This window comes from Pseudomonas sp. C9-3, from assembly GCF_032392015.1.
Classification (GTDB): domain Bacteria; phylum Pseudomonadota; class Gammaproteobacteria; order Pseudomonadales; family Pseudomonadaceae; genus Pseudomonas; species Pseudomonas nitroreducens.
Map to the genome: position 1 here is coordinate 818207 of NZ_CP135919.1, position 20768 is coordinate 838974.

The window sequence follows — 20768 nt, forward strand, 5'->3', positions numbered from 1 at the left end:
AAGTCCCCTGCAGTAGGCCACCGCGAAATTCTCCTGGCGGAATCCATTCCCAGCGGTAACCCCAGGGGCAGCGCATATCTGTAGGAGCGAGCTTGCTCGCGAACCCGTCGTTCACAGCGGAGTTTGTTCGCGAGCAAGCTCGCTCCTACAAAATGCCCGCCCAATAAAAAACCGGCCACCTGGGCCGGTTTTTCATTGCCTGTGGATAACCTCACTGCTGCGGGATCATTCCTTCGATGCGCTTGGCGAAGGCATTGGCCAGCGGACCGTCGGCGAGTAGCAGCAGGTAGTCGTGCTCGGACTTGGCCGCCGGGGCGATCTGGTACTTCAGGGTGCCCGAGGCGACCTGGCCGACTACCGGTACGGTCAGGGTGCCGACGCATTCCAGTACGCCGCTGTCCGGGTCCTTGTCGATGATCGCCACGTCTTTCAGCTCGGCCTTGCTCAGCGCATCGGACTGGGCGGAAAGCGCGCCGGAGAGGAAGACCTTCACCAGCTGGTTCTTCACGTCGTCCGAGCCGCAGACCTTCGCTTCGTTACCCCCGCAGGCGCTCAACAATGCGGCTGCGGCCAGCACGGCCGAGAATTTCAACAGTTTCATCTATCCACCCTGTGGCGTTCCATGATGGCCATTGGATAGGAAATTGCCGGAAAAATTCCCTGCCACCCCGTCCCGTTTCGCTAGTTCGAAGGCGAAACGGGAGTAGGGTGACAGGCCGTCAGACCACGAAGCGCGCCACCATGCCGTTCAGGTCCACGGCCAGGCGCGACAGTTCCTGGCTCGCCGCGCTGGTCTGGGTGGCGCCGGCCGAGGTCTGGGTCGCCAGGTCGCGGATGGTCAGCAGGTTGCGGTCTACCTCGCGGGCGACCTGGGCCTGTTCCTCGGTGGCGCTGGCGATCACCAGGTTGCGTTCGTTGATCAGCGACATGCGTTCCAGGATCACCTGCAACGAGGCGCCTGCCTCGCCGGTGCGGCTGACGGTGCGCTCGGCGTGGGCGGTACTGCTGAGCAGGGCGGTGACGGTGCGATCGCTGCCGTTCTGGATGGCCGACACCAGCTCCTCGATCTCGCGGGTCGAGCTCTGTGTGCGCTGGGCCAGCGAGCGGACCTCGTCGGCGACCACCGCGAAACCACGCCCGGCCTCGCCGGCGCGGGCGGCTTCGATGGCGGCGTTGAGCGCCAGCAGGTTGGTCTGCTCGGCGACGCTGCGGATCACTTCCAGCACCTTGCCGATATCCTGCGCCTGGTTCGCCAGGGCTTCGGCCTGCTGCGAAGCCTGGCCCACTTCACCAGCCAGGATGCCGATAGCGCTGGAGGTTTCGTCCACCCGCTCGCTGCCGCTGCGTGCGGCGTCGATGGCCTCGCGGGAGGCGGCGGAGGTCGAGGCGGCGTTGCTGGCCACTTCCTCCACGGCGCTGGTCATCTGGTTGACAGCGGTAGCGGCCATCTCGATCTGGTCGCTCTGCTGCTGCAGCGCGCGGCTGCTGTCGTCCATGACGCTGTGCATTTCCTCGGCGGCCGAAGCCAGTTGGCTCGCCGAGTTGCCGATGCCGCGAATGGTCTCGCGCAGGCTGTTCTGCATGTCCGCCAGGGCGTTGAGCAACTGCGCCGGCTCATCGCGGCCTTCGACGGTGAAGCGTTGGCTGAGGTCGCCACTGGCGATGGTCCGGGCTACGCGTACCGCCTGGCCAAGCGGCACGACGATGCTGCGGGTGAGTTGCCAGGCCAGCAGCAGGGTCAGGCCGACGCTCAGCAGGAGGATTGCGCCAACCACCAACCGGCCGCTCTGGAACTGCTCTACGGCACGGTCGGCGGCAGCGGCGGCGCCATTGCGGTTGAGGTCGATCAGTGCGGTGAGACGCTTGTTCAGCTCCGCGCCCTGCTGGGTGATGTTGCCGTTGAGGATGTGCAGCGCGCCCTCGTCGTCGTTCTGGCGGATCTTTTCCACCAACTGGTCGACGAAACCGAGATAGCCGTCCAGCGTCTGGCGCAGCTCATCGGTGCGCTGCTGCTCTTCGGCGCTGAGAATCAGCTGGCGGTAGTCGGCGAGCACCTTGTCCTTGTCCTGCCGCGCCTCGGCGATCAGCGCCAGGCTGTGCTGGCGCGCGGTGCTGTCGTGGTTGACCAGCAGACGCATGGATTCCAGGCGAATGCGCGCGATGTCGCCCGACAGCTGGTTCATCTGGTTGATGCTCAGCAGCCAGTTGCTGTCGATTTCCTCGGAAGCGGCGCGCAGGGTCGACAGCTTGTACAGCGAGAACAACCCGAGAAACACCAGGAGCAGGCCCATGACAGCGAAACCCAGGGACGCGCGGCGGCCAATACTCATGCTTCTGAACATCGTGAATTTCCCTTTTCTTCATCCATTGTGTTGGGCCCGTGGGCCTGCCATGTGCGGTGATGGCGCAGTGATATTACTGGGCGCCATTTTTTCGCAGCAGTGGCAAAACAGGACTAGCAGACGAAAAACCTGTCCGCTTTTGGAGAGGGGTTCATTCAGACGAGCGTGAGCCAGGCCAGCGCTGCGTAGCGCCCGGCCTTGGCCAGCGTGACCAGCAGCAGGAAGCGCCACAACGGCTCGCGCATGACACCGGCGATCAGCGTCAGCGGGTCGCCGATCACCGGCGCCCAGCTCAGCAGCAGCGACCAGCTGCCGAAGCGCTGGTAGTGGTGCTGGGCCTTTTCCAGCGCCCGCTCGCTCACCGGGAACCAGCGCCGCCCGCGCCAGCGCTCGATGCCCCGGCCGAGCAGCCAGTTCACCAGCGAACCGAGCACGTTGCCAAGGCTGGCGGCGAGCAGCAGCGACCACAGTGGGTACTGCCCACCCAGCAGCAGGCCGACCAGCACGGCTTCAGATTGCAGCGGCAGCAGGGTGGCGGCGCCGAAGGCGGAGAGGAAAAGGCCAAGGTGAGCGGCCAGGGCAAGGCTGAGCATGAGTCTTGGATTGGCCGAGGGAAATGGGGCGTCGGAATGGCAGAACCGGCGTACTAAAAATTCGGAATAAAGAGATAAGGTTCCAGCGTCTCCGGATACTATATGTCCTATCTTGCTGAGGATTTAGTAGGAATTTACATTCGCGCGACTGCTCGCCCGAATCCATCATCCGTCGGCACGCCACACATCTTCTGGGGAACGCTGTGAAGAACTGGACTCTACGCCAACGCATCCTGGCCAGCTTTGCCGTCGTCATCGCGATCATGTTGCTGATGGTGGTGATTTCCTACACCCGTCTGCTTCGCGTGGAAGCCAGCACGAAGCGGGTCAGCGAAGATGCCATGCCCGGCACCTATGCCCTGACCACGGTGCGCTCGGCCTGGACCGACAGCATCCTGCTGACCCAGGTACTGGTTGGCCTGAGCGATGGCAAGTCGCTCGACGAGGCGCGCCGGCAGGAGTTCCGTGCCAACCATGACACCCTGATCGAGCGCGTTGCCCTCTATGAACGGACGGTCAGCGACAGTCGCGACAAGGAAATGCTCGCGCACTTCAAGCAGCAGATAAACGAGTACGACGCCCTGCTCGGACAGGTGCTGCAGCTCTACACCACGGACCGCGAGGGTGCCCGGCGTCTGCTGCTGGATCGCCTGGAGCCGATGTGGGAGGACGGCCGCAAAACGCTGAACCAGTTGATCTCGCTGAACAAGGAGATTGCTGATGCCGCCGCGGAGAACATCGTTACCGAGGTGACCACCGCCAAGGTGATCATGCTCATTTCCCTGCTGCTGGCGATTCTGGCCGCCGCGGTGTGCGGGCTGCTGCTGATGCGCGCCATCACCGAGCCGGTGCGCCAGGTGGTGAAAGGCCTGCAGGTCATGGGCGGCGGCGACTTCACCACGCGCCTGGCCATGGAGCGCAACGACGAATTCGCCGTGATCGAAACCGGCTTCAACGGCATGGCCGAGGAGCTCAAGGGCCTGGTATCCCAGGCGCAGCGCTCGGCCATCCAGGTGACCACCTCGGTGACCGAGATCGCCGCCACCTCCAAGCAGCAGCAGGCCACCGCCACCGAGACGGCCGCCACCACCACCGAGATCGGCGCCACCTCGCGGGAAATTGCCGCCACCTCCCGCGACCTGGTGCGCACCATGACCGAGGTGTCGTCTGCTGCCGAGCAGACTTCCACCCTGGCCGGCTCCGGCCAGCTTGGCCTGGCGCGCATGGAAGAGACCATGCACCACGTGATGGGCGCCGCCGAACTGGTCAACGCCAAGCTGGCGATCCTCAACGAGCGCGCCGGCAACATCAACCAGGTGGTCACCACCATCGTCAAGGTGGCTGACCAGACCAACCTGCTGTCGCTCAACGCCGCCATCGAGGCGGAGAAAGCCGGCGAGTACGGCCGTGGCTTCGCCGTGGTCGCCACCGAAGTGCGCCGCCTGGCCGACCAGACCGCCGTGGCCACCTACGACATCGAGCAGATGGTCCGCGAGATCCAGTCCGCCGTGTCCGCCGGTGTGATGGGCATGGACAAGTTCTCCGAGGAGGTGCGTCGCGGCATTTCCGAAGTCGGCCAGGTCGGCGAGCAGCTCTCGCAGATCATCCAGCAGGTGCAGGCGCTGGCGCCGCGTGTGCAGATGGTCAACGAAGGCATGCAGGCCCAGGCCACCGGCGCCGAGCAGATCAACCAGGCGCTGGTGCAGCTCGGCGAGGCTACCGGGCAGACCGTGGAATCCCTGCGCCAGGCGAGCTTCGCCATCGACGAGCTGAACCTCGTGGCCAACGGACTGCGCAATGGCGTCTCCCGCTTCAAGGTCTGACGCCGCCGCGGCGGGCAGGCTGTACCTGCAATTCCGCCTGGGTGCGGACCGCTATGCGCTGGACGTCCATGACGTCATCGAGGTGCTGCCGGTGCCTGCGCTCAAGCGCGTGCCGGAAGCGCCAAACTGGATCGCCGGGCTGTTCCCGCACCGCGGCGAACTCTTGCCGGTGCTCGACCTGAGCCAGTTGGCCTTCGGCTACAGCGCGCCGCGTCGCACCAGCACGCGCCTGGTGCTGGTGCGTTACCGCGCCGCGGTCGATGGCCCGGAGCAGCGGCTCGGGCTGATCCTCGAACAGGCCACGCACACCCTGCGCCGTGATCCCGAGGCTTTCCGCGATTACCCACTGGACAACGGCAGCGCCCGCTATCTCGGCCCCGTGCTGGAGGATGAGCAGGGCTTGCTGCAGCGCGTCGGTGTCGACCAGTTGCTCAGCGACGAAGCCCGCACGCGCCTGCTGCGTGACTCGGGAGGAGCGCCGGCATGACCGATCCACGCTTCGCCCGATTGCTCAAGGAACGTATCGGCCTGGACGCCGAATCGGTGGGCGACGCCGTGATCGAGCGCGCCGTGCGCCAGCGCATCAACAAGGCCAGCAACGGCAACGCCGAGCACTATTGGATGCTCCTGCAGGGTTCTGCCGAGGAAGTGCAGGCGCTGATCGAAGCGGTGATAGTCCCGGAGACCTGGTTCTTCCGCTACCCCGAATCCTTCGGCGCGCTCGCCGATCTCGCGTCCCGGCGCTTGCTGGAGCTGGCCGGCAGCCGCCCGCTGCGCGTGCTCAGCCTGCCCTGTTCGACTGGCGAGGAGCCGTACTCGATCGTCATGGCGCTGCTGGATGCGGGACTGGCGCCGTCTGCCTTCCAGGTCGACGCGCTGGATGTCAGCCGCGCGGTACTGGAGCGGGCGGAAGAGGGGCGTTATGGACGCAACTCCTTCCGCGGCTCCAACCTGGAGTTCCGCGACCGCCACTTCAGCGCCGATGGCAACGATTACCAGCTCGCCGAGGCGGTGCGCCGCAAGGTCCGCTTCCGTGTCGGCAACCTGCTGGCGCAGGGCCTGCTGGCCGGCGAGGCGCCCTATGACTACGTGTTCTGCCGCAACCTGCTGATCTATTTCGACCGGCCGACCCAGGAGCAGGTAGTGGAAGTGCTGTGTCGCCTGACACGGCCGGATGGCGTGCTGTTCATCGGCCCGGCCGAAGCCAGCCTGATGTCGCGCATCGGCCTGCGCCCGCTGGGCGTCCCGCAATCCTTCGCCTTCCCGCTGGAAAGCGCCGAACCGGCTCCCCGCGTGGCGCCGCTGAACTGGACCGCGCCGGCGCCGATCCCGCGTCCGGCTCCGCCCAAGCCCGCGCCGGTGCGCCCGCGCCTGGCCGCCAAACCCGAGCAGCCGGTCACTGTGCCCGCCGCAAACGCGCTGGCGGAGATCGCCCGGCTGGCCAACTCCGGCCACGCCGCCGAAGCGCGCCAGCGCTGCGAGGCGCTGCTGGCCGAGAAGGGCCCGGACGCCGAAGCTTTCTATTGGCTCGGCCTGCTGGCCGATGCCCAGGGCCAGGGCAGCGAGGCCCAGGCTTTCTACCGCAAGGCCTTGTACCTGCAACCCGACCACCAGGAAAGCCTGCAACACCTGGCCGCGCTGCTTGCGGCCCAGGGTGACACGGCCGGCGCCCGCCGCCTGCAGGAGCGCGCCGCGCGAGGAGTGAAGCGCAATGGTTGAACGCGACTCTTCATCCATCGGCAGCTCGGTCTTCGACAGCGATCTGCCGACGGTGGACGACTGCTGGAACCGCATCGGCGTGCGCGGCGACCGCAGCTGCCCGAAGCTGGCCGAGCACATCCATTGCCGCAACTGCCCGGTGCATGCCGCCGCTGCCATCAGCCTGCTGGACCGCTACGCGCTGGGCAGCGAGGGAGCGCAGCTGGCGCCCGTCGAAACTACTGAGGCAGCCATCGAAGAGGGCCGCCCGCACCTGATCTTCCGTCTTGGCGAGGAATGGCTGGGTCTGCCCACCCGCGCCCTGGCCGAGGTGGCACCGTCCTGCGTCGTGCACTCGCTGCCGCACCAGCGCTCGCCCGCGCTGCTGGGCGTGGCCAATGTGCGTGGCACCCTGGTGGCGTGCATTTCCCTCGGTGAACTGCTCGGCCTCGACAACCGTACGGCCACTCGTGACGATGCCCGCGTCGTGCCGCGCATGCTGATCCTGGCGGCCGTTGGCGGGCCGATCATCTCGCCGGTGGACGAGGTGGAAGGCATTCATGAGCTGGAGGAGAAGGCCATCGTCGAAGCCGCGTCTCAGGGCCACGCCGCCAATGACCGCTTCACCCGTGGTGTGATGCAGTGGCGCAACCGCAGCATCCGCCTGCTCGACCAGGAAGCCCTGCTCGATGCCGCCACCCGGAGCCTCGCATGACCCCGGACCAGATGAAGGACGCATCGATGCTGGAGCTGTTCCGCCTGGAGGCGGAGGCCCAGACGCAGGTGCTGGTGCAGGGCCTGATGGCGCTGGAGCGCAACCCGACCCAGGCCGACCAGCTCGAAGCCTGCATGCGCGCGGCGCACTCGCTCAAGGGCGCGGCGCGGATCGTCGGGCTGGATGCCGGCGTGCAGGTCGCCCATGTGATGGAAGACTGCCTGGTCGGCGCCCAGGAGGGCCGCCTGCTGCTGACCTCCGGGCATATCGACGCGCTGCTAGCCGGCACCGATATCCTCCTGCACATCGCCGACGCCCAGCCCGAGCGTGCGGAGCAGGCCCAGCAGAGCGTACCGGCCATGGTCGAGCGCCTGCAGGCGCTGCTTTCCGGAAAGACCCCGGCACCGCCTGCGCCTCCCGTTGCCATGCCGGTCGAGCCGGCCCCCGTCGCCATTGAGGCGGCTACTGAATCGCCCACGCTGCCTGCCGCGCCCGCCGAACCGGCACCCCGTCGCCGCTCCAGCGACAGCGATGAAGCCGGCGAACGCGTGCTGCGAGTCACCGCCGAACGCCTGAACCAACTGCTCGACTATTCCAGCAAGTCGCTGGTGGAGTCCCAGCGCCTCAAGCCGCTGCTCGATTCTCTGCAGCGCCTCAAGCGCATCCAGGCCAGTGCCAGCCGCGTACTGGATGGCGCCCGCGATGCCGCCAGCACGGCCAATCTCGACGCCGAGGCGCAGGCCTATCTGGCCGACGCGCGCCGCCTGGTCGGTGAGTGCCAGCAACTGCTCAGCGAGCAGATCGCCGAGCTGGACGAATTCAGCTTCAAGGCCGGCCAGCGCGCGCAGTCGCTCTACGACACCGCACTGTCCTGCCGCATGCGTCCCTTCTCCGATGTGCTGTCCGGGCAGGCGCGGATGGTCCGTGACCTCGGTCGCTCACTGGGCAAGGCCGTGCGCCTGGACGTGCAGGGCGCGACTACCCAGGTCGACCGCGATGTGCTGGAAAAGCTCGAAGCGCCGCTGACTCACCTGCTGCGCAACGCCGTCGACCACGGCATCGAATCCGCCGAGGTACGCGCCCGCGTCGGCAAGCCGGAACAGGGCAGCATCCAGCTGCTGGCCCGCCACCACGCCGGCATGCTGGTACTGGAGCTGCAGGATGACGGCGGCGGCGTCGACCTCGACCGCCTGCGCACTGCCATCGTCCGCCGCCAGCTCTCCACCGAGGAAACCGTGGCGCGTCTCACCGAGGACGAGCTGCTGAGCTTCCTGTTCCTGCCTGGCTTCAGCATGCGCGAGCAGGTCACCGAGGTGTCCGGTCGCGGCGTCGGCCTGGATGCCGTGCAGCACATGGTGCGCCAGCTGCGCGGCGGTATCCGCATGGAGCAGGTGCGCGGGCAGGGCGCGCGTTTCCACCTGGAAGTGCCGCTGACGCTGTCCGTGGTGCGCAGCTTGGTCGTCACCATCGGCGGCGAGGCGTACGCCTTCCCGCTGGCACATATCGAGCGCATGCGCCGGTTGGCGGCGGACGAGATCGTCCAGCTCGAAGGCCGCCAGCAGTTCTGGCATGAAGGACGACATGTCGGCCTGGTCTCCGCCAGCCAGCTGTTGCAGCGCCCCGATGGCGAAGGCTCGCCGGACGAGATTCCGGTGGTGGTGATCCGCGATCGGGAAAGCGCCTACGGCGTGGCGGTGGAAAAGTTCATCGGCGAGCGCACCCTGGTGGTGGTGCCGCTGGATGCCCGGTTGGGCAAGGTGCAGGACGTTTCCGCCGGTGCGCTGCTGGATGACGGCACGCCAGTGTTGATCCTCGACGTCGAGGACATGCTGCGCTCGGTGGAGAAGCTCCTGGCTACCGGCCGGCTCGAACGCATCGATCCTGCCGGGCGCCTCGCCGGCCCGGCGCGCAAGCGCGTGCTGGTGGTGGACGACTCGCTCACCGTGCGCGAGCTGGAACGCAAGCTGCTGCTGGGCCGTGGCTACGATGTCGCTGTGGCGGTGGACGGCATGGACGGCTGGAACGCCCTGCGCTCGGAGCATTTCGACCTGGTCATCACCGACATCGACATGCCGCGCATGGACGGTATCGAGCTGGTGACCCTGATCCGCCGCGATAGCCGCCTGCAATCGCTGCCGGTGATGGTGGTGTCCTACAAGGACCGCGAAGAAGACCGTCGACGCGGCCTGGATGCCGGCGCCGACTATTATCTGGCCAAGGCCAGCTTCCATGACGAGGCCCTGCTGGACGCGGTGGTCGACCTGATCGGAGGAGCCCACGGGTGAAGATAGGGATAGTCAACGACATGCCACTGGCAGTGGAGGCGATGCGCCGCGCGCTCGCTTTCGAGCCGGCGCATCGCATCGTCTGGGTCGCCGCCAACGGCGCCGAAGCGCTGGAGATGTGCGCGGCGCACAAGCCCGACGTGGTCCTCATGGACCTGCTGATGCCGGTGATGGATGGCGTCGAGGCCACGCGCCGGATCATGGCCCAGAGCCCCTGCGCGATCATCGTCGTCACGGTCGACCTGGAACAGAACATGAGCCGCGTGTTCGACGCCATGGGCAATGGCGCGGTGGACGCGGTGAATACCCCGAGCATGGGCGCCGGCGACCCCGCCGAGGCGGCTCGCCCGCTGCTGCGCAAGCTGCAGAACCTGGCCTGGCTCAATGCACCGCGCGACAGCCGCCCTGCCACCAGCACGGTGCCGGCGCGCAAGGGCGGTGGTGCTCGCAAGCTGGTCGCCATCGGCTCTTCGGCGGGCGGCCCGGCGGCGCTGGCGGATCTGTTCGCGAAGCTGCCGGCGGATTTCCCGGCGGCCATCGTGGTCGTCCAGCACGTCGACGAGGTGTTTGCCGCCGGCATGGCGGAGTGGCTCTCCACCCAGTCGACGATTCCCGTGCGCCTGGCGCGCAACGGCGAGCCGCCGCAGCCGGGCTGCGTGCTGCTGGCCGGCACCAATCACCATATCCGGCTGGTCAAGGGCGGCGAACTGGCCTACACCGCCGAACCCAGCGGCCACATCTACCGGCCATCCATCGATGTGTTTTTCGACAGCGTGGTGGAGTACTGGTCCGGCGATGCCGTCGGTGTGCTGCTGACCGGCATGGGCCGGGACGGCGCCGAGGGATTGAAGCGCATGCGCGAACGCGGTTTCTTGACGCTGGCCCAGGACCAGGCCAGCAGCGCCGTGTACGGTATGCCCAAGGCCGCGGCGGCGATCGGTGCCGCCGTGGAGATTCGCGCGCTGGGCGACATCGCCCGAAGACTCGCTGAAGTCTGCGCCTGAGTGCAGGCTACGGAGCCCCATCAGATGAACCCTTTGACGAGTGACTACCCCGTGAACATCCCAGGCGATTCCGCTGTGATGGTGCTGCTGGTGGACGATCAGCCGATGATCGGCGAAGCCGTGCGCCGCGCGCTGGCGGACGACCCCAGCATCGACTTCCATTTCTGCTCCGATCCGCACCAGGCCATTGCCCTGGCCATCCAGATCAAGCCCACGGTGATCCTCCAGGACCTGGTGATGCCCGGCGCCGACGGCCTCTCGCTGGTGCGCGAGTACCGTGCCAATCCGGCTACGCGTGACCTGCCGATCATCGTCCTGTCGACCAAGGAAGACCCGGCGGTGAAGAGCGCGGCGTTCACCGCCGGCGCCAACGACTACCTGGTCAAGCTGCCCGACGCCATCGAGCTGATCGCGCGGGTGCGCTACCACTCGCGCTCTTACCTCGCCCTGCTGCAGCGCGACGAGGCCTACCGGGCCCTGCGCGAGAGCCAGCAGCAGTTGCTGGAAACCAACCTGGTGCTGCAGCGGCTGATGAACTCCGACGGCCTCACCGGGCTGTCCAACCGCCGGCACTTCGACGAATACCTGGAAATGGAGTGGCGCCGCGGCCTGCGTGAGCAGACCCAGCTGTCGATCCTGTTGATGGATGTCGACCACTTCAAGGCCTACAACGACACCTTCGGCCACGTGCAGGGCGACGAGGCGCTGCGCCAGGTGGCCGGGGCGATCCGCGCCAGCGCCAGCCGCCCCTCGGACCTGCCGGCGCGCTACGGCGGCGAGGAGTTCGTCATGGTCCTGCCCAACACCTCGCCCGGCGGTGCACGCCTGCTGGCGGAAAAGCTGCGGCGCCTGGTGCAGGACCTGAATATCCGCCACGAACTGCCCACGCCGGGCTCGTCGCTGACCATCAGCATCGGTGTGGCGACGCTGATCCCCCAAGCCGGGCAGGCCTGCCGCCAGCTCATCGAACTGGCCGACCAGGCGCTCTACAACGCCAAGCACGGCGGCCGCAACCAGGTGGCCATCGCCGGCTGAACGGGCGGGGAGGGCGCGAAAACGGTGGGCGTGCTTTGTCGCAAAGCCTGAAAAGGTGGCGAAAAATCACGTATACTTGCCGGCTTTTCTACGCCCTTTACCCGTGAGAGATGCCCGCCATGGAAATCCAACCGATCCTCAACAGCATCAAGGACCTCACCGACCGCACCCAGTCGATTCGGGGGTATCTTTGACTACGATCTGAAACATGATCGTCTGATCGAAGTAAACCGCGAGCTGGAAGACCCGGCGGTCTGGAACAAGCCCGAATACGCCCAGAACCTGGGCCGCGAGCGCGCCATGCTGGCGCAGATCGTCGAGACCCTCGACGAGCTCACCGGCGGTCTGGCCGACTCCCGCGACCTGCTCGACATGGCGGTCGAGGAGAATGACGAAGGCGCCGTCGGCGACGTCGAAGCCGAAGTTCAGCGCCTGCGCGAAATCCTCGAGAAGCTCGAGTTCCGCCGCATGTTCAGCGGCGAGATGGACCCCAACAACGCCTACCTGGACATCCAGGCCGGCTCTGGCGGCACCGAAGCCCAGGACTGGGCCAACATGCTGCTGCGCATGTACCTGCGCTGGGCTGACAAGAACGGCTTCGATGCCGAGATCGTCGAGCTGTCCGAGGGCGAAGTCGCCGGCATCAAGGGCGCCACCGTGCATATCAAGGGCGAGTACGCCTTCGGCTGGCTGCGCACCGAGATCGGCGTGCACCGCCTGGTGCGCAAGAGCCCGTTCGACTCCGGCAACCGTCGCCACACCTCGTTCACCGCGGTGTTCGTCTCGCCGGAAATCGACGACAACATCGAGATCGAGATCAACCCGGCCGACCTGCGCATCGACACCTACCGCTCCTCCGGCGCGGGCGGTCAGCACGTGAACACCACCGACTCCGCGGTGCGTATCACCCACGTACCGACCAACACCGTGGTAGCGTGCCAGAACGAACGCTCCCAGCACGCCAACAAGGACACCGCCATGAAGATGCTGCGGGCCCGGTTGTACGAGCAGGAGATGCAGAAGCGCACCGCCGCCTCGCAGGCGCTGGAAGACACCAAGTCCGATATCGGCTGGGGCCACCAGATCCGTTCCTACGTGCTCGACCAGTCGCGCATCAAGGACCTGCGTACCGGCGTGGAGCGCAGCGATTGCGACAAGGTGCTCGACGGCGACCTCAACGAGTATCTCGAGGCCAGCCTGAAACAGGGCCTCTGATCCGTACTGTGTAGGAGCGAGGGGGGCGCCTAGCCCTTGCTCGCGAACCCGCCGAAGAGCTTCGCGAGCAATCTCGCTCCTACAATAATTTCCCCAAATTGAATGAACCGACGCCAGGCAGATAGACGACCATGAGCGACCAACAACTCGACCAGACCGAACTGCAACAGGAAGAAAACAAGCTGATCGCCCAGCGCAAGGAAAAGCTTGCCGCCGTGCGTGAGGCCAAGGCCATTGCCTTCCCCAACGACTTCCGCCGCGCCGACTACTTCGCGGACCTGCAGAAACAGTACGCCGACAAGACCAAGGAAGAGCTGGAAGCAGCCGCTATCCCGGTCAAGGTCGCCGGTCGCATCATGCTCAACCGTGGTTCGTTCATCGTCCTGCAGGACAGCAGTGGCCGCCTTCAGGCCTACGTGAACCGCAAGACCCTGCCGGAAGAAACCCTGGCCGAGATCAAGACCTGGGACCTGGGTGACATCATCGGCGCCGAAGGCACCCTGGCCCGTTCCGGCAAGGGCGACCTCTACGTCGAGATGACCAGCGTGCGCCTGCTGACCAAGTCCCTGCGCCCGCTGCCGGACAAGCACCACGGCCTGACCGACACCGAGCAGCGCTACCGCCAGCGCTACGTCGACCTGATCGTCAACGAGGAAACCCGCTACACCTTCCGCGTGCGTTCGCAGGTCATCGCCCACATCCGTCGCTTCCTCTCCGATCGCGGCTTCCTCGAAGTGGAAACCCCGATGCTGCAGACCATCCCTGGCGGCGCGGCGGCCAAGCCCTTCGAAACCCACCACAACGCGCTGGACATGGCCATGTTCCTGCGTATCGCCCCGGAGCTGTACCTCAAGCGCCTGGTGGTCGGTGGCTTCGAGAAGGTCTTCGAGATCAACCGCAACTTCCGTAACGAAGGCGTTTCGACCCGGCACAACCCCGAGTTCACCATGCTCGAGTTCTACCAGGCCTACGCCGACTACGAAGACAACATGGACCTGACCGAAGAGCTGTTCCGCGAGCTGGCCCAGGCCGTGCTCGGCAGCACCGACGTGCCCTACGGCGACAAGGTCTTCCACTTCGGCGAGCCGTTCGCCCGCCTGTCCGTGTTCGATGCCATCCTCAAGTACAACCCGGAACTGACCGCGGCTGACCTGACCGACCTCGAGAAGGCCCGCGCCATCGCCAAGAAGGCCGGCGCCAAGGTCCTCGGCCACGAAGGCCTGGGCAAGCTGCAGGTGATGATTTTCGAAGAGCTGGTCGAGCACAAGCTGGAGCAGCCGCACTTCATCACCCAGTATCCGTTCGAAGTCTCCCCGCTGGCGCGCCGCAACGACAACGACCCGAGCGTCACCGATCGCTTCGAACTGTTCATCGGTGGCCGCGAGATCGCCAACGCCTACTCCGAGCTCAACGACGCCGAAGACCAGGCCGAGCGCTTCATGCTGCAGGTGAAGGAGAAGGACGCTGGTGACGACGAGGCGATGCACTACGACGCCGACTTCGTCAACGCGCTGGAATACGGCATGCCGCCCACCGCCGGCGAAGGTATCGGTATCGACCGCCTGGTGATGCTGCTGACCAACTCGCCGTCGATCCGCGACGTCATCCTGTTCCCGCACATGCGCCCGCAGGCGTAAGCGCAGGAACTGGAAAGAAAGGCCGCCCTCGGGCGGCCTTTTTCGTTTCCGTTGTTATTCGCAGGAGCGAGCCTGCTCGCGAACCGTTGCGTGTCGGTGCTGCCGGGCAGCCCGTTCGCGAGCCAGCTTGCTCCTGCAGATGCCTGGGATCCTGGCGGTATACCATCCGACGAAATGCAGGTCATTCCCGTGGCTCGTGCGCTATGTGGCACGTCATACACCCAGGCCTGACTCCCTGCCGCCTGCTCTGCCTCGCGGCCTGCTTCGTGCGCCGGTGTCGCAGCCACATGGCGGCGATTGTTTTCCCACAGAAAAGCTCGAACAATGCGCCATCAGGCCGCGCCGTCGGAGGTAATGCCCGTGACCCCAGTGTCCCCGCGAGACAGTGCCGCGCAAGTCGCCAGCGCCATCGCCGAAAGTGTCAAATACCAGGGCCGCAAGGCCAGCCGCCAAGGCAGCGAGCAGCGCCGCCAGGCGATCCTCGACGCCGCGCTGCGGATCATCGTGCGCGATGGCGTCCGCGCCGTACGCCACCGTGCCGTGGCCGCCGAGGCCGGCGTGCCGCTGTCGGCCACCACCTACTACTTCAAGGACATCCAGGACCTCATCACCGATACCTTCGCGCTCTTCGTCGAACGCAGCGCCGAAGCCCTGTCGACCTTCTGGGGCAGCGTCGAGGGTGACCTCCAGGCCATGGCCGCCGGTCTCGCCCAGGACGACCCGCAGGCGCGCCGCGAACTGACCGCGAATATCGTCGAGCTGGCGATCCAGTACGTGATGGTCCAGCTCAACGAGCGCCGCGAGCATCTGCTGGCCGAACAGGCCTTCCGCCAGGAGGCGCTGCTCAACCCCAGCCTCAGCGATCTGGCGCAGCGCCACCGGCGAATTCTGTCCCTGGGCGTGGTGCATTTCTTCGAAGTGCTCGGTTCAAAGCAGCCCGAGCAGGATGCCCGGGTGTTGACGGCCATCATCCTGCAGATGGAGTATCAGGGCCTGCTGGACGGCGCCGACCACCTGCAGATCGAGGAAATGCGTGCCATCCTTAGCCGCTACCTCGACCTGGTGATGGGCCTGTAGCGCCAACTGCTGCATTCCAACCCCGCCGGCCGGCGGGGTTTTCGTGTCGGAACTCCGGACGCCTGCGCGTATCGCATGAAAGGGCATCCGGACCTAAGGAGGGCGTGATGAAAGTCTGGCGTGCACTGCTGCTGTTGAGCATCTGCCTGCTCAGTGGCTGTCTGGTGACGTTCAAGGACCCGATTCCGGCCAACGAGCCCGCGCCGGCTCACCTGCTGGGCCAGTGGTCGCGTGTGGACGAGTACGGCGAGGAGCAGTTCCTCGAGGTCACCCGCTCCGGCTCCAACCTCTACCGTGCGCTCAGCTACGTCGACAGCAAGGACAACACCGACAGTGTCGAGGACTTCGGCTTCACCGTCGCCCATCACGGCAGTCGCTGGTACCTCTCGGCCGGGTTGCCGAAGAGCATGGGCGGCAACTTCGCCCTGGCCGGCTTCGAGATCACCGACAAGGACGAACTGGTGATCTATAACCTGGATGTCGACCATATCCTGCAGGACATGAAGGAAGGCGCGCTCAAGGGCGAGAAGGTCGACACCGAGCAGGGTGCCGGTGCGCTGGTGAGCAGCCCGCTGGCCGACGTCATCGCCTACCTGAACGATCCGGCCAATTCCGACGTGTTCGTCGAAGCGCTGCGCTTTTCGCGCGTGACCCCGGGAGAACAGCAATGACCCCACGGCGCAAGAAGTCCACGCCCAACGAATACCAGCAGATCATCCGCGGTCTGTCCGACCGCATCGTCGAGGCGCAGACGCCGATCCGCGTGCTCGACGCCATCAAGTGGGACGACGGCATCCGCGACGACTTCCTCAAGGGCCGCGGCAAGCATGCGCCCAAGGTCGACCGCGCCTACTACGACGGTCGACCGCTGTCCTTCGACAGCAGCGCGAAGAAGCAGGAATTCCAGAACATCGAGCGTGACATCACCCGCCACCTGGGACAGTTCAACCCGGTCGGCCAGATCATGCGGCGCATGTGCAAGGAATACCGCATGGTCATCCGCATGCTCGAAGCACGCGGCACGCAGGACTTCGGTCTGATCTCCCAGGAACTCTACGGCTCGGCGTCTGACGCCTTCCATGCCGGTGATCCGACCCTGGCGGATCTGGGCCTGATGCTCTCGGACTACCTGAACAACATCGCCGACCGCGGCGACCTCAAGGACGAGCCGAAGACGCTGACCGCCAGCGACGCGGTGAGGATGCTGCAGGAGCGCCTGAACAAGGTGTTCGACGGCAAGGAAGACACCATTCGGGTCTTCGAGTCCGATGGCATCGTCGCTGATGCGGCGGCTGGCGCCGATTACATCAAGGTGCGCGCCGACGCGATGTTCAACGAGCGCGACGTGCGCGCGCTGGAAGTCCACGAAGGCCTGGTGCACGTCGGCACCACGCTCAACGGCCTCAACCAGCCGATCTGCACCTTCCTCGCCAAGGGCCCGCCGTCGTCCACCGTGACCCAGGAAGGCCTGGCGATCCTGATGGAAGTGATCGCCTTCGCCTCCTACCCGACGCGCCTGCGCAAGCTCACCAACCGCACCCGTGCTATCCACATGGCGGAGGAGGGCGCGGACTTCCTGGAAGTGTTCAACTTCTACCGCGAGCAGAACTACAGCGCGGAAAGCAGTTACCAGAACGCCAGTCGGGTGTTCCGCGGTTCGACGCCTTCGGGCCTGCCGTTCACCAAGGACCTGTCGTACCTCAAGGGTTTCATCCTGATCTACAACTACATCCAGCTCGCCGTGCGCAAGGGCAAGCTGGAGCAGATCCCGCTGCTGTTCTGCGGCAAGGCCACCCTGGAAGACATGCGCACCCTGCGCCAACTGGTGGACGAGGGCCTGGTGGTGCCGCCCAAGTACCTGCCGCCGCAGTTCCGCGACCTCAACGCACTGTCGGCGTGGATGTGCTTCTCGAACTTCCTCAACCACCTAAGCCTCGACCGCATCGAGGCGGACTACGCCAATATCCTCTAACGATTGGACGGCATGGCGTGCGGCTGGACACGCCCTCTCCCTAACCCTGGCTACGCACCCCGCTCCGAAGGGAGAGGGCGGGAGAGAGGGGCTTTGCTAGCGCGCCATTGCTGATCCATTTGAAGGAAGCTCCCAAGGATGACTTGCCGATGATCCGATGCTTCAAGGCCGCCGCGCTGGCAGTGCTGGTAGCCCTCAGCGGTTGCAGCTCCCTGCTGTTCTACCCCAGCGATGACGTCGCCATCACGCCCGCGCGGGCCAAACTGGAGTTCCGCGACGTCACGTTCACCACTGCCGATGGCGTGAAGCTCGCCGGCTGGTGGCTGCCGGCGAAAGCGGGCGTGCCGGTCAAGGGAACCGTGCTGCACCTGCACGGCAATGGCGGCAACATGGCGTGGCACCTGGGCGGCGCGTACTGGCTGCCGGAGCAGGGCTACCAGGTGCTGATGCTGGATTACCGCGGTTACGGCAAGTCCGAGGGCGAGCCTAGCCTGCCGGCAATCTACCAGGACATCGACGCCGCCTTCGCCTGGCTGGACAAGGCACCGGAGGTGCAGGGCAAACCGGTGATCCTGCTGGGCCAGAGCCTGGGCGGCGCCATGGCGGTGCATTACCTGAGCATGCACCCTGAGCGGCAGAAGAAGTTGAATGCCGTGGTGCTCGATGGCGTGCCGGCCAGTTACCGCGATGTGGCGCAATACACCCTGAGCACCAGTTGGCTGACCTGGCCGCTGCAGGTGCCGCTGTCCTGGCTGGTGCCCGACGGTGACAGCGCGATCCGCTCCATGCCGCGACTTTCTGGCGCACCCGTGCTGTTCTTCCACAGCATCGACGATACCATTGTGCCCCTGGACAACGGCCTGACCCTCTACAAGGCCGCGCCGCCGCCCAAGGTCTTCCAGCTGACACGCGGCAATCACGTGGAAACCTTCGGGGAGCCGGTGTGGCGCGAAGTGATGCTGCGCTTCCTTGACGATCCGCAGCACTTCACCGGCCTGCGCCGGTTGGCCGAAGTCCCGAACTCTCCCTCTCCGGCGAAGCCACAGGAATCGCAGGCGGACCCGAAACAACAAGGCACCCCATGAACGACCGCAATCCGATCTCCTACATCCTCACTGTCATCGCCACCATCTTCGTCTCGGTTGGCACGCTCTGGTATTACGGCTACCTGCACTTCGCCAAGCCCGAGGACGCGCTGGAACTGACCCAGTTCACCATGCTCAAGAGCATTCCCGGCCAGGACAGCACCAAGCTCTCCCTGGACCCGGCCGACCAGCAGGCGCAGTGCATCGATGGCGTGCTGGTGATGTTCGACATGACCCAGAAGGGCCTGACCGGTGTGCTGGTCGATGGCCGCAAGCGCGCCGTGCGCTGCATGGGTGAAGAGACCCCGCAAGAGGTCAAATGACGACGGGCCCGCCGTCGCAGAGGCAGGGAGCAAGCATCATGAGCCACCCCGAAATCCGCGTCTGGCAGGGCGACATCACTCGACTCGACGTCGACGCCATCGTCAATGCCGCCAACAGTTCGCTGCTGGGCGGTGGAGGTGTCGACGGCGCCATTCACCGTGCGGCCGGCCCGGAGCTGGTCCACGCGTGCCGCCCGCTGGGTGGCTGCAAGACTGGCCAGGCGAAGATCACTCCTGGCTTCCGCCTGCCGGCGCGCTTCGTCATCCACACTGTCGGGCCCGTCTGGCGCGGTGGTGAGCACGGCGAGCCCGAGCTGCTCGCCCAGTGCTACCGCAACAGCCTGCAACTGGCCGAAGACAACGGCCTCGCCAGCATCGCCTTTCCCGCCATCAGTACAGGTATCTACGGTTATCCCGCCGAAGCCGCGGCGCAGGTTGCCGTGGACGAACTGCGTCGTCTGCGCGGTGAAGGAAGTTCGCTGAAGGAATTGGTGCTGGTGCCTTTCTCGGCCGAGATGGCCGAGCTGTACCGGCGCCTGTTGGGCTGAGCGCTGGCCTGAATAAACGCCCATGGGCGCGGGCGTGGCCCGCTCCAACAGGAAACGCAGGTCGTAGGATGGGTGGAGCGGAGCGATACCCATGCTGCAGGTGCAGTGATCGATGGGTATCGCTTCGCTCCACGCCATCCTACAAGAGCGCTGTATCCCGAAGGATCAATAAGTGCCGCTCACCGCCGAGCGCGGTTGCACCGGGTTGGCGTCATTGGAAATGGTGACCTCGACGCGACGGTTCATGGCGCGGCCGGCCGGGGTCGCGTTGCTCGACACCGGATACTCCTTGCCGTAACCGCGGGATACGACGCGATCGGGCGTGACTCCCTGGCTCAGCAGGGCCAGGCGAATAGCGTCGGCGCGGCGCTCGGAAAGCCCCTGGTTGTAGGAGGACGAGCCGCTGCTGTCGGTGTAGCCCTCGACGATGACCTTGCGTTCCGGGTTCTGCTGCAGGTAGCCGGCGAGGTTCTGCACATTGCTCATGGCGCCGGACTTCAGCTCGGCGCGGTCGAGATCGAACAGCACGTCACCGAAAGACACCATGGTTCCGCGTGAGGTCTGCTTGGCGTTCAGCTCGCCCTTGAGCTTGTTCAGCTGTGCGGTACGGGCATCCAGGCGGGCCTGGGCGCGCTGGGCCGAGGTGTTCTTCATCTGGTCCTCGGCGTTGCGCAGGGCCACCGTCTGGTTGGCCAGCTCAATGCGCTGCTGGGTCAGGTAGGCCATCTGGTCGACGTCCTTCTGGTCGGCGCCGTCGCGGTAGGCCTTGTCGGTCTTGGCCAGCCAGTCACCGGCGTCCTTGGTTTCCAGCGCGGCCTGCTGGGTGGCCTGGGGTTCAGCCTGCAGCGCCTGGAAGTCGCTGCGGGCTTTCTCCAGGTTGGCGTTGGGCGGCGTCGAGCACGCGGCCAGGGCCAGGGCGAGGGTCGAGATGGCGGGCAGTACGATGAGCTTGTTCATGTCGGAATTCCTTATATGACCGGACGTAGGGGCGGGATCACTGGGCCTGCTGCAGGCCTTCCTGACGCAGCTCCATCACGCCCTGCTGGGCGTCCTTGACGTTGTTCTGCGCCTTCACGGCCTGCGACTTGCGCTCTGCCACGCGAGCGTCCCATTCGGCCTGCTGTGCCAGGCGCTTGGCCTGGTCGTATTCCTTGTCGTTCAGGGCGATGCGCGCCTGGGCGAGTTTGTCCTGGGCATTCTTGGTTTCGACCGGGGCGAATTCCGGTCCACCGGAGCTGACGGCGGCGTTCACCGCCGATTCAGTGACGGCCATCTGTTCGCTGGGCGGGTTGCCGGCGCAGCCAGCCAGCAGCACGGCGCTGCCAAGGGCGAGCAGGCTGAGGCGCAGGGAGGCGCAGGTGGAGGCGGTCGGGACGGTTCGAGCGCTCTGAGATTTCAGTTCCATTGGGTGAATCC

The 20768-nt window shown here is 65.9% G+C and carries 20 protein-coding genes; 15 read left to right on the forward strand and 5 right to left on the reverse strand.

The window, feature by feature from the left end; all coding sequences use genetic code 11:
* Positions 1 to 211 precede the first annotated feature (211 nt).
* From RS899_RS03650 to RS899_RS03660, 3 genes are all read right to left on the reverse strand, one after another.
* Positions 212 to 601, reverse strand: a complete 390-nt coding sequence (locus tag RS899_RS03650) for a hypothetical protein (RefSeq protein ID WP_024765682.1) — start codon at positions 599 to 601, stop codon at positions 212 to 214.
* Positions 602 to 719: 118 nt separating this feature from the next.
* A complete protein-coding gene (locus RS899_RS03655) occupies positions 720 to 2342 on the reverse strand; it encodes a methyl-accepting chemotaxis protein (protein WP_315809116.1) in 1623 nt (540 codons plus the stop codon).
* A gap of 155 nt (positions 2343 to 2497) precedes the next feature.
* Positions 2498 to 2935, reverse strand: coding sequence for a YqaA family protein (locus RS899_RS03660; RefSeq protein ID WP_315809117.1), 438 nt, complete (start codon positions 2933 to 2935; stop codon positions 2498 to 2500).
* A 203-nt stretch (positions 2936 to 3138) separates the two neighbouring features.
* Here RS899_RS03660 and RS899_RS03665 point away from each other — a divergent pair, with 203 nt between their 5' ends.
* From RS899_RS03665 to RS899_RS03735, 15 genes are all read left to right on the forward strand, one after another.
* Positions 3139 to 4758, forward strand: a complete 1620-nt coding sequence (locus RS899_RS03665) for a methyl-accepting chemotaxis protein (RefSeq protein WP_054908266.1) — start codon at positions 3139 to 3141, stop codon at positions 4756 to 4758.
* Positions 4733 to 5245 carry a chemotaxis protein CheW gene (locus RS899_RS03670; protein WP_315809118.1) on the forward strand — a complete coding sequence of 171 codons (513 nt, stop codon included), beginning with the start codon at positions 4733 to 4735 and terminating at the stop codon, positions 5243 to 5245. The genes RS899_RS03665 and RS899_RS03670 overlap by 26 nt, the downstream gene beginning before the upstream one ends.
* Complete coding sequence (locus RS899_RS03675; RefSeq protein ID WP_315809119.1) at positions 5242 to 6477, forward strand: CheR family methyltransferase; 1236 nt, start codon at positions 5242 to 5244, stop codon at positions 6475 to 6477. Before RS899_RS03670 ends, RS899_RS03675 begins: the two co-directional genes overlap by 4 nt.
* Complete coding sequence (locus RS899_RS03680; protein ID WP_054908269.1) at positions 6470 to 7171, forward strand: chemotaxis protein CheW; 702 nt, start codon at positions 6470 to 6472, stop codon at positions 7169 to 7171. The genes RS899_RS03675 and RS899_RS03680 overlap by 8 nt, the downstream gene beginning before the upstream one ends.
* A complete protein-coding gene (locus RS899_RS03685) occupies positions 7168 to 9456 on the forward strand; it encodes a hybrid sensor histidine kinase/response regulator (protein ID WP_315809120.1) in 2289 nt (762 codons plus the stop codon). The genes RS899_RS03680 and RS899_RS03685 overlap by 4 nt, the downstream gene beginning before the upstream one ends.
* On the forward strand, positions 9453 to 10460 hold the full coding sequence (locus tag RS899_RS03690) for a chemotaxis response regulator protein-glutamate methylesterase (protein WP_054908271.1): 1008 nt from the start codon (positions 9453 to 9455) through the stop codon (positions 10458 to 10460). Before RS899_RS03685 ends, RS899_RS03690 begins: the two co-directional genes overlap by 4 nt.
* Positions 10461 to 10484: 24 nt before the next feature.
* A complete protein-coding gene (locus tag RS899_RS03695) occupies positions 10485 to 11495 on the forward strand; it encodes a response regulator (RefSeq protein WP_054908272.1) in 1011 nt (336 codons plus the stop codon).
* A gap of 119 nt (positions 11496 to 11614) precedes the next feature.
* Positions 11615 to 12710, forward strand: a protein-coding gene (gene prfB / locus RS899_RS03700; protein ID WP_139092908.1) for a peptide chain release factor 2 whose coding sequence is annotated in 2 segments (ribosomal slippage) — positions 11615 to 11686 and positions 11688 to 12710 — 1095 coding nt in all. Because the reading frame shifts where the segments join, the coding sequence is not laid out codon by codon here.
* 131 nt (positions 12711 to 12841) lie between these two features.
* The gene (gene lysS, locus RS899_RS03705) at positions 12842 to 14347 is read left to right on the forward strand and encodes a lysine--tRNA ligase (RefSeq protein WP_315809121.1); all 1506 of its coding nucleotides are present in this window, start codon (positions 12842 to 12844) and stop codon (positions 14345 to 14347) included.
* A gap of 360 nt (positions 14348 to 14707) precedes the next feature.
* The gene (locus tag RS899_RS03710) at positions 14708 to 15424 is read left to right on the forward strand and encodes a TetR/AcrR family transcriptional regulator (protein ID WP_139092909.1); all 717 of its coding nucleotides are present in this window, start codon (positions 14708 to 14710) and stop codon (positions 15422 to 15424) included.
* A 107-nt stretch (positions 15425 to 15531) separates the two neighbouring features.
* Positions 15532 to 16095 carry a hypothetical protein gene (locus tag RS899_RS03715; RefSeq protein WP_315809122.1) on the forward strand — a complete coding sequence of 188 codons (564 nt, stop codon included), beginning with the start codon at positions 15532 to 15534 and terminating at the stop codon, positions 16093 to 16095.
* The gene (locus RS899_RS03720; RefSeq protein WP_315809123.1) at positions 16092 to 17396 is read left to right on the forward strand and encodes a flavohemoglobin expression-modulating QEGLA motif protein; all 1305 of its coding nucleotides are present in this window, start codon (positions 16092 to 16094) and stop codon (positions 17394 to 17396) included. Before RS899_RS03715 ends, RS899_RS03720 begins: the two co-directional genes overlap by 4 nt.
* Positions 17397 to 17545: 149 nt before the next feature.
* A complete protein-coding gene (locus RS899_RS03725) occupies positions 17546 to 18481 on the forward strand; it encodes an alpha/beta hydrolase (RefSeq protein ID WP_315809124.1) in 936 nt (311 codons plus the stop codon).
* Positions 18478 to 18804, forward strand: coding sequence for a hypothetical protein (locus RS899_RS03730; RefSeq protein WP_054908278.1), 327 nt, complete (start codon positions 18478 to 18480; stop codon positions 18802 to 18804). The genes RS899_RS03725 and RS899_RS03730 overlap by 4 nt, the downstream gene beginning before the upstream one ends.
* 38 nt (positions 18805 to 18842) lie before the next feature.
* Positions 18843 to 19352, forward strand: a complete 510-nt coding sequence (locus RS899_RS03735; protein WP_169941011.1) for an O-acetyl-ADP-ribose deacetylase — start codon at positions 18843 to 18845, stop codon at positions 19350 to 19352.
* Between the two features lie 165 nt (positions 19353 to 19517).
* Here the strand turns inward: RS899_RS03735 and RS899_RS03740 are convergent, their stop codons facing one another.
* Together RS899_RS03740 and RS899_RS03745 are read right to left on the reverse strand one after the other, a co-directional pair.
* Positions 19518 to 20309, reverse strand: coding sequence for an OmpA family protein (locus RS899_RS03740; RefSeq protein WP_054908280.1), 792 nt, complete (start codon positions 20307 to 20309; stop codon positions 19518 to 19520).
* A gap of 37 nt (positions 20310 to 20346) precedes the next feature.
* Positions 20347 to 20757: a DUF4398 domain-containing protein gene (locus RS899_RS03745; protein ID WP_054908281.1), complete on the reverse strand. Its 411-nt coding sequence runs from the start codon at positions 20755 to 20757 to the stop codon at positions 20347 to 20349.
* Between the last annotated feature and the right edge of the window lie 11 nt (positions 20758 to 20768).

Excerpts from the sequence above, each read along its gene's own strand:
- RS899_RS03745 (WP_054908281.1), bottom strand. The coding sequence starts at position 20,757 with ATGGAACTGAAATCTCAGAGCGCTCGAACCGTCCCGACCGCCTCCACC.
- lysS (WP_315809121.1), top strand. The coding sequence starts at position 12,842 with ATGAGCGACCAACAACTCGACCAGACCGAACTGCAACAGGAAGAAAAC.
- RS899_RS03670 (WP_315809118.1), top strand. The coding sequence starts at position 4,733 with ATGGCGTCTCCCGCTTCAAGGTCTGACGCCGCCGCGGCGGGCAGGCTG.
- RS899_RS03725 (WP_315809124.1), top strand. The coding sequence starts at position 17,546 with ATGATCCGATGCTTCAAGGCCGCCGCGCTGGCAGTGCTGGTAGCCCTC.
- RS899_RS03715 (WP_315809122.1), top strand. The coding sequence starts at position 15,532 with ATGAAAGTCTGGCGTGCACTGCTGCTGTTGAGCATCTGCCTGCTCAGT.
- RS899_RS03680 (WP_054908269.1), top strand. The coding sequence starts at position 6,470 with ATGGTTGAACGCGACTCTTCATCCATCGGCAGCTCGGTCTTCGACAGC.
- RS899_RS03720 (WP_315809123.1), top strand. The coding sequence starts at position 16,092 with ATGACCCCACGGCGCAAGAAGTCCACGCCCAACGAATACCAGCAGATC.
- RS899_RS03685 (WP_315809120.1), top strand. The coding sequence starts at position 7,168 with ATGACCCCGGACCAGATGAAGGACGCATCGATGCTGGAGCTGTTCCGC.
- RS899_RS03695 (WP_054908272.1), top strand. The coding sequence starts at position 10,485 with ATGAACCCTTTGACGAGTGACTACCCCGTGAACATCCCAGGCGATTCC.
- RS899_RS03655 (WP_315809116.1), bottom strand. The coding sequence starts at position 2,342 with ATGTTCAGAAGCATGAGTATTGGCCGCCGCGCGTCCCTGGGTTTCGCT.
- RS899_RS03660 (WP_315809117.1), bottom strand. The coding sequence starts at position 2,935 with ATGCTCAGCCTTGCCCTGGCCGCTCACCTTGGCCTTTTCCTCTCCGCC.
- RS899_RS03675 (WP_315809119.1), top strand. The coding sequence starts at position 5,242 with ATGACCGATCCACGCTTCGCCCGATTGCTCAAGGAACGTATCGGCCTG.
- RS899_RS03735 (WP_169941011.1), top strand. The coding sequence starts at position 18,843 with ATGAGCCACCCCGAAATCCGCGTCTGGCAGGGCGACATCACTCGACTC.
- RS899_RS03730 (WP_054908278.1), top strand. The coding sequence starts at position 18,478 with ATGAACGACCGCAATCCGATCTCCTACATCCTCACTGTCATCGCCACC.
- RS899_RS03650 (WP_024765682.1), bottom strand. The coding sequence starts at position 601 with ATGAAACTGTTGAAATTCTCGGCCGTGCTGGCCGCAGCCGCATTGTTG.
- RS899_RS03740 (WP_054908280.1), bottom strand. The coding sequence starts at position 20,309 with ATGAACAAGCTCATCGTACTGCCCGCCATCTCGACCCTCGCCCTGGCC.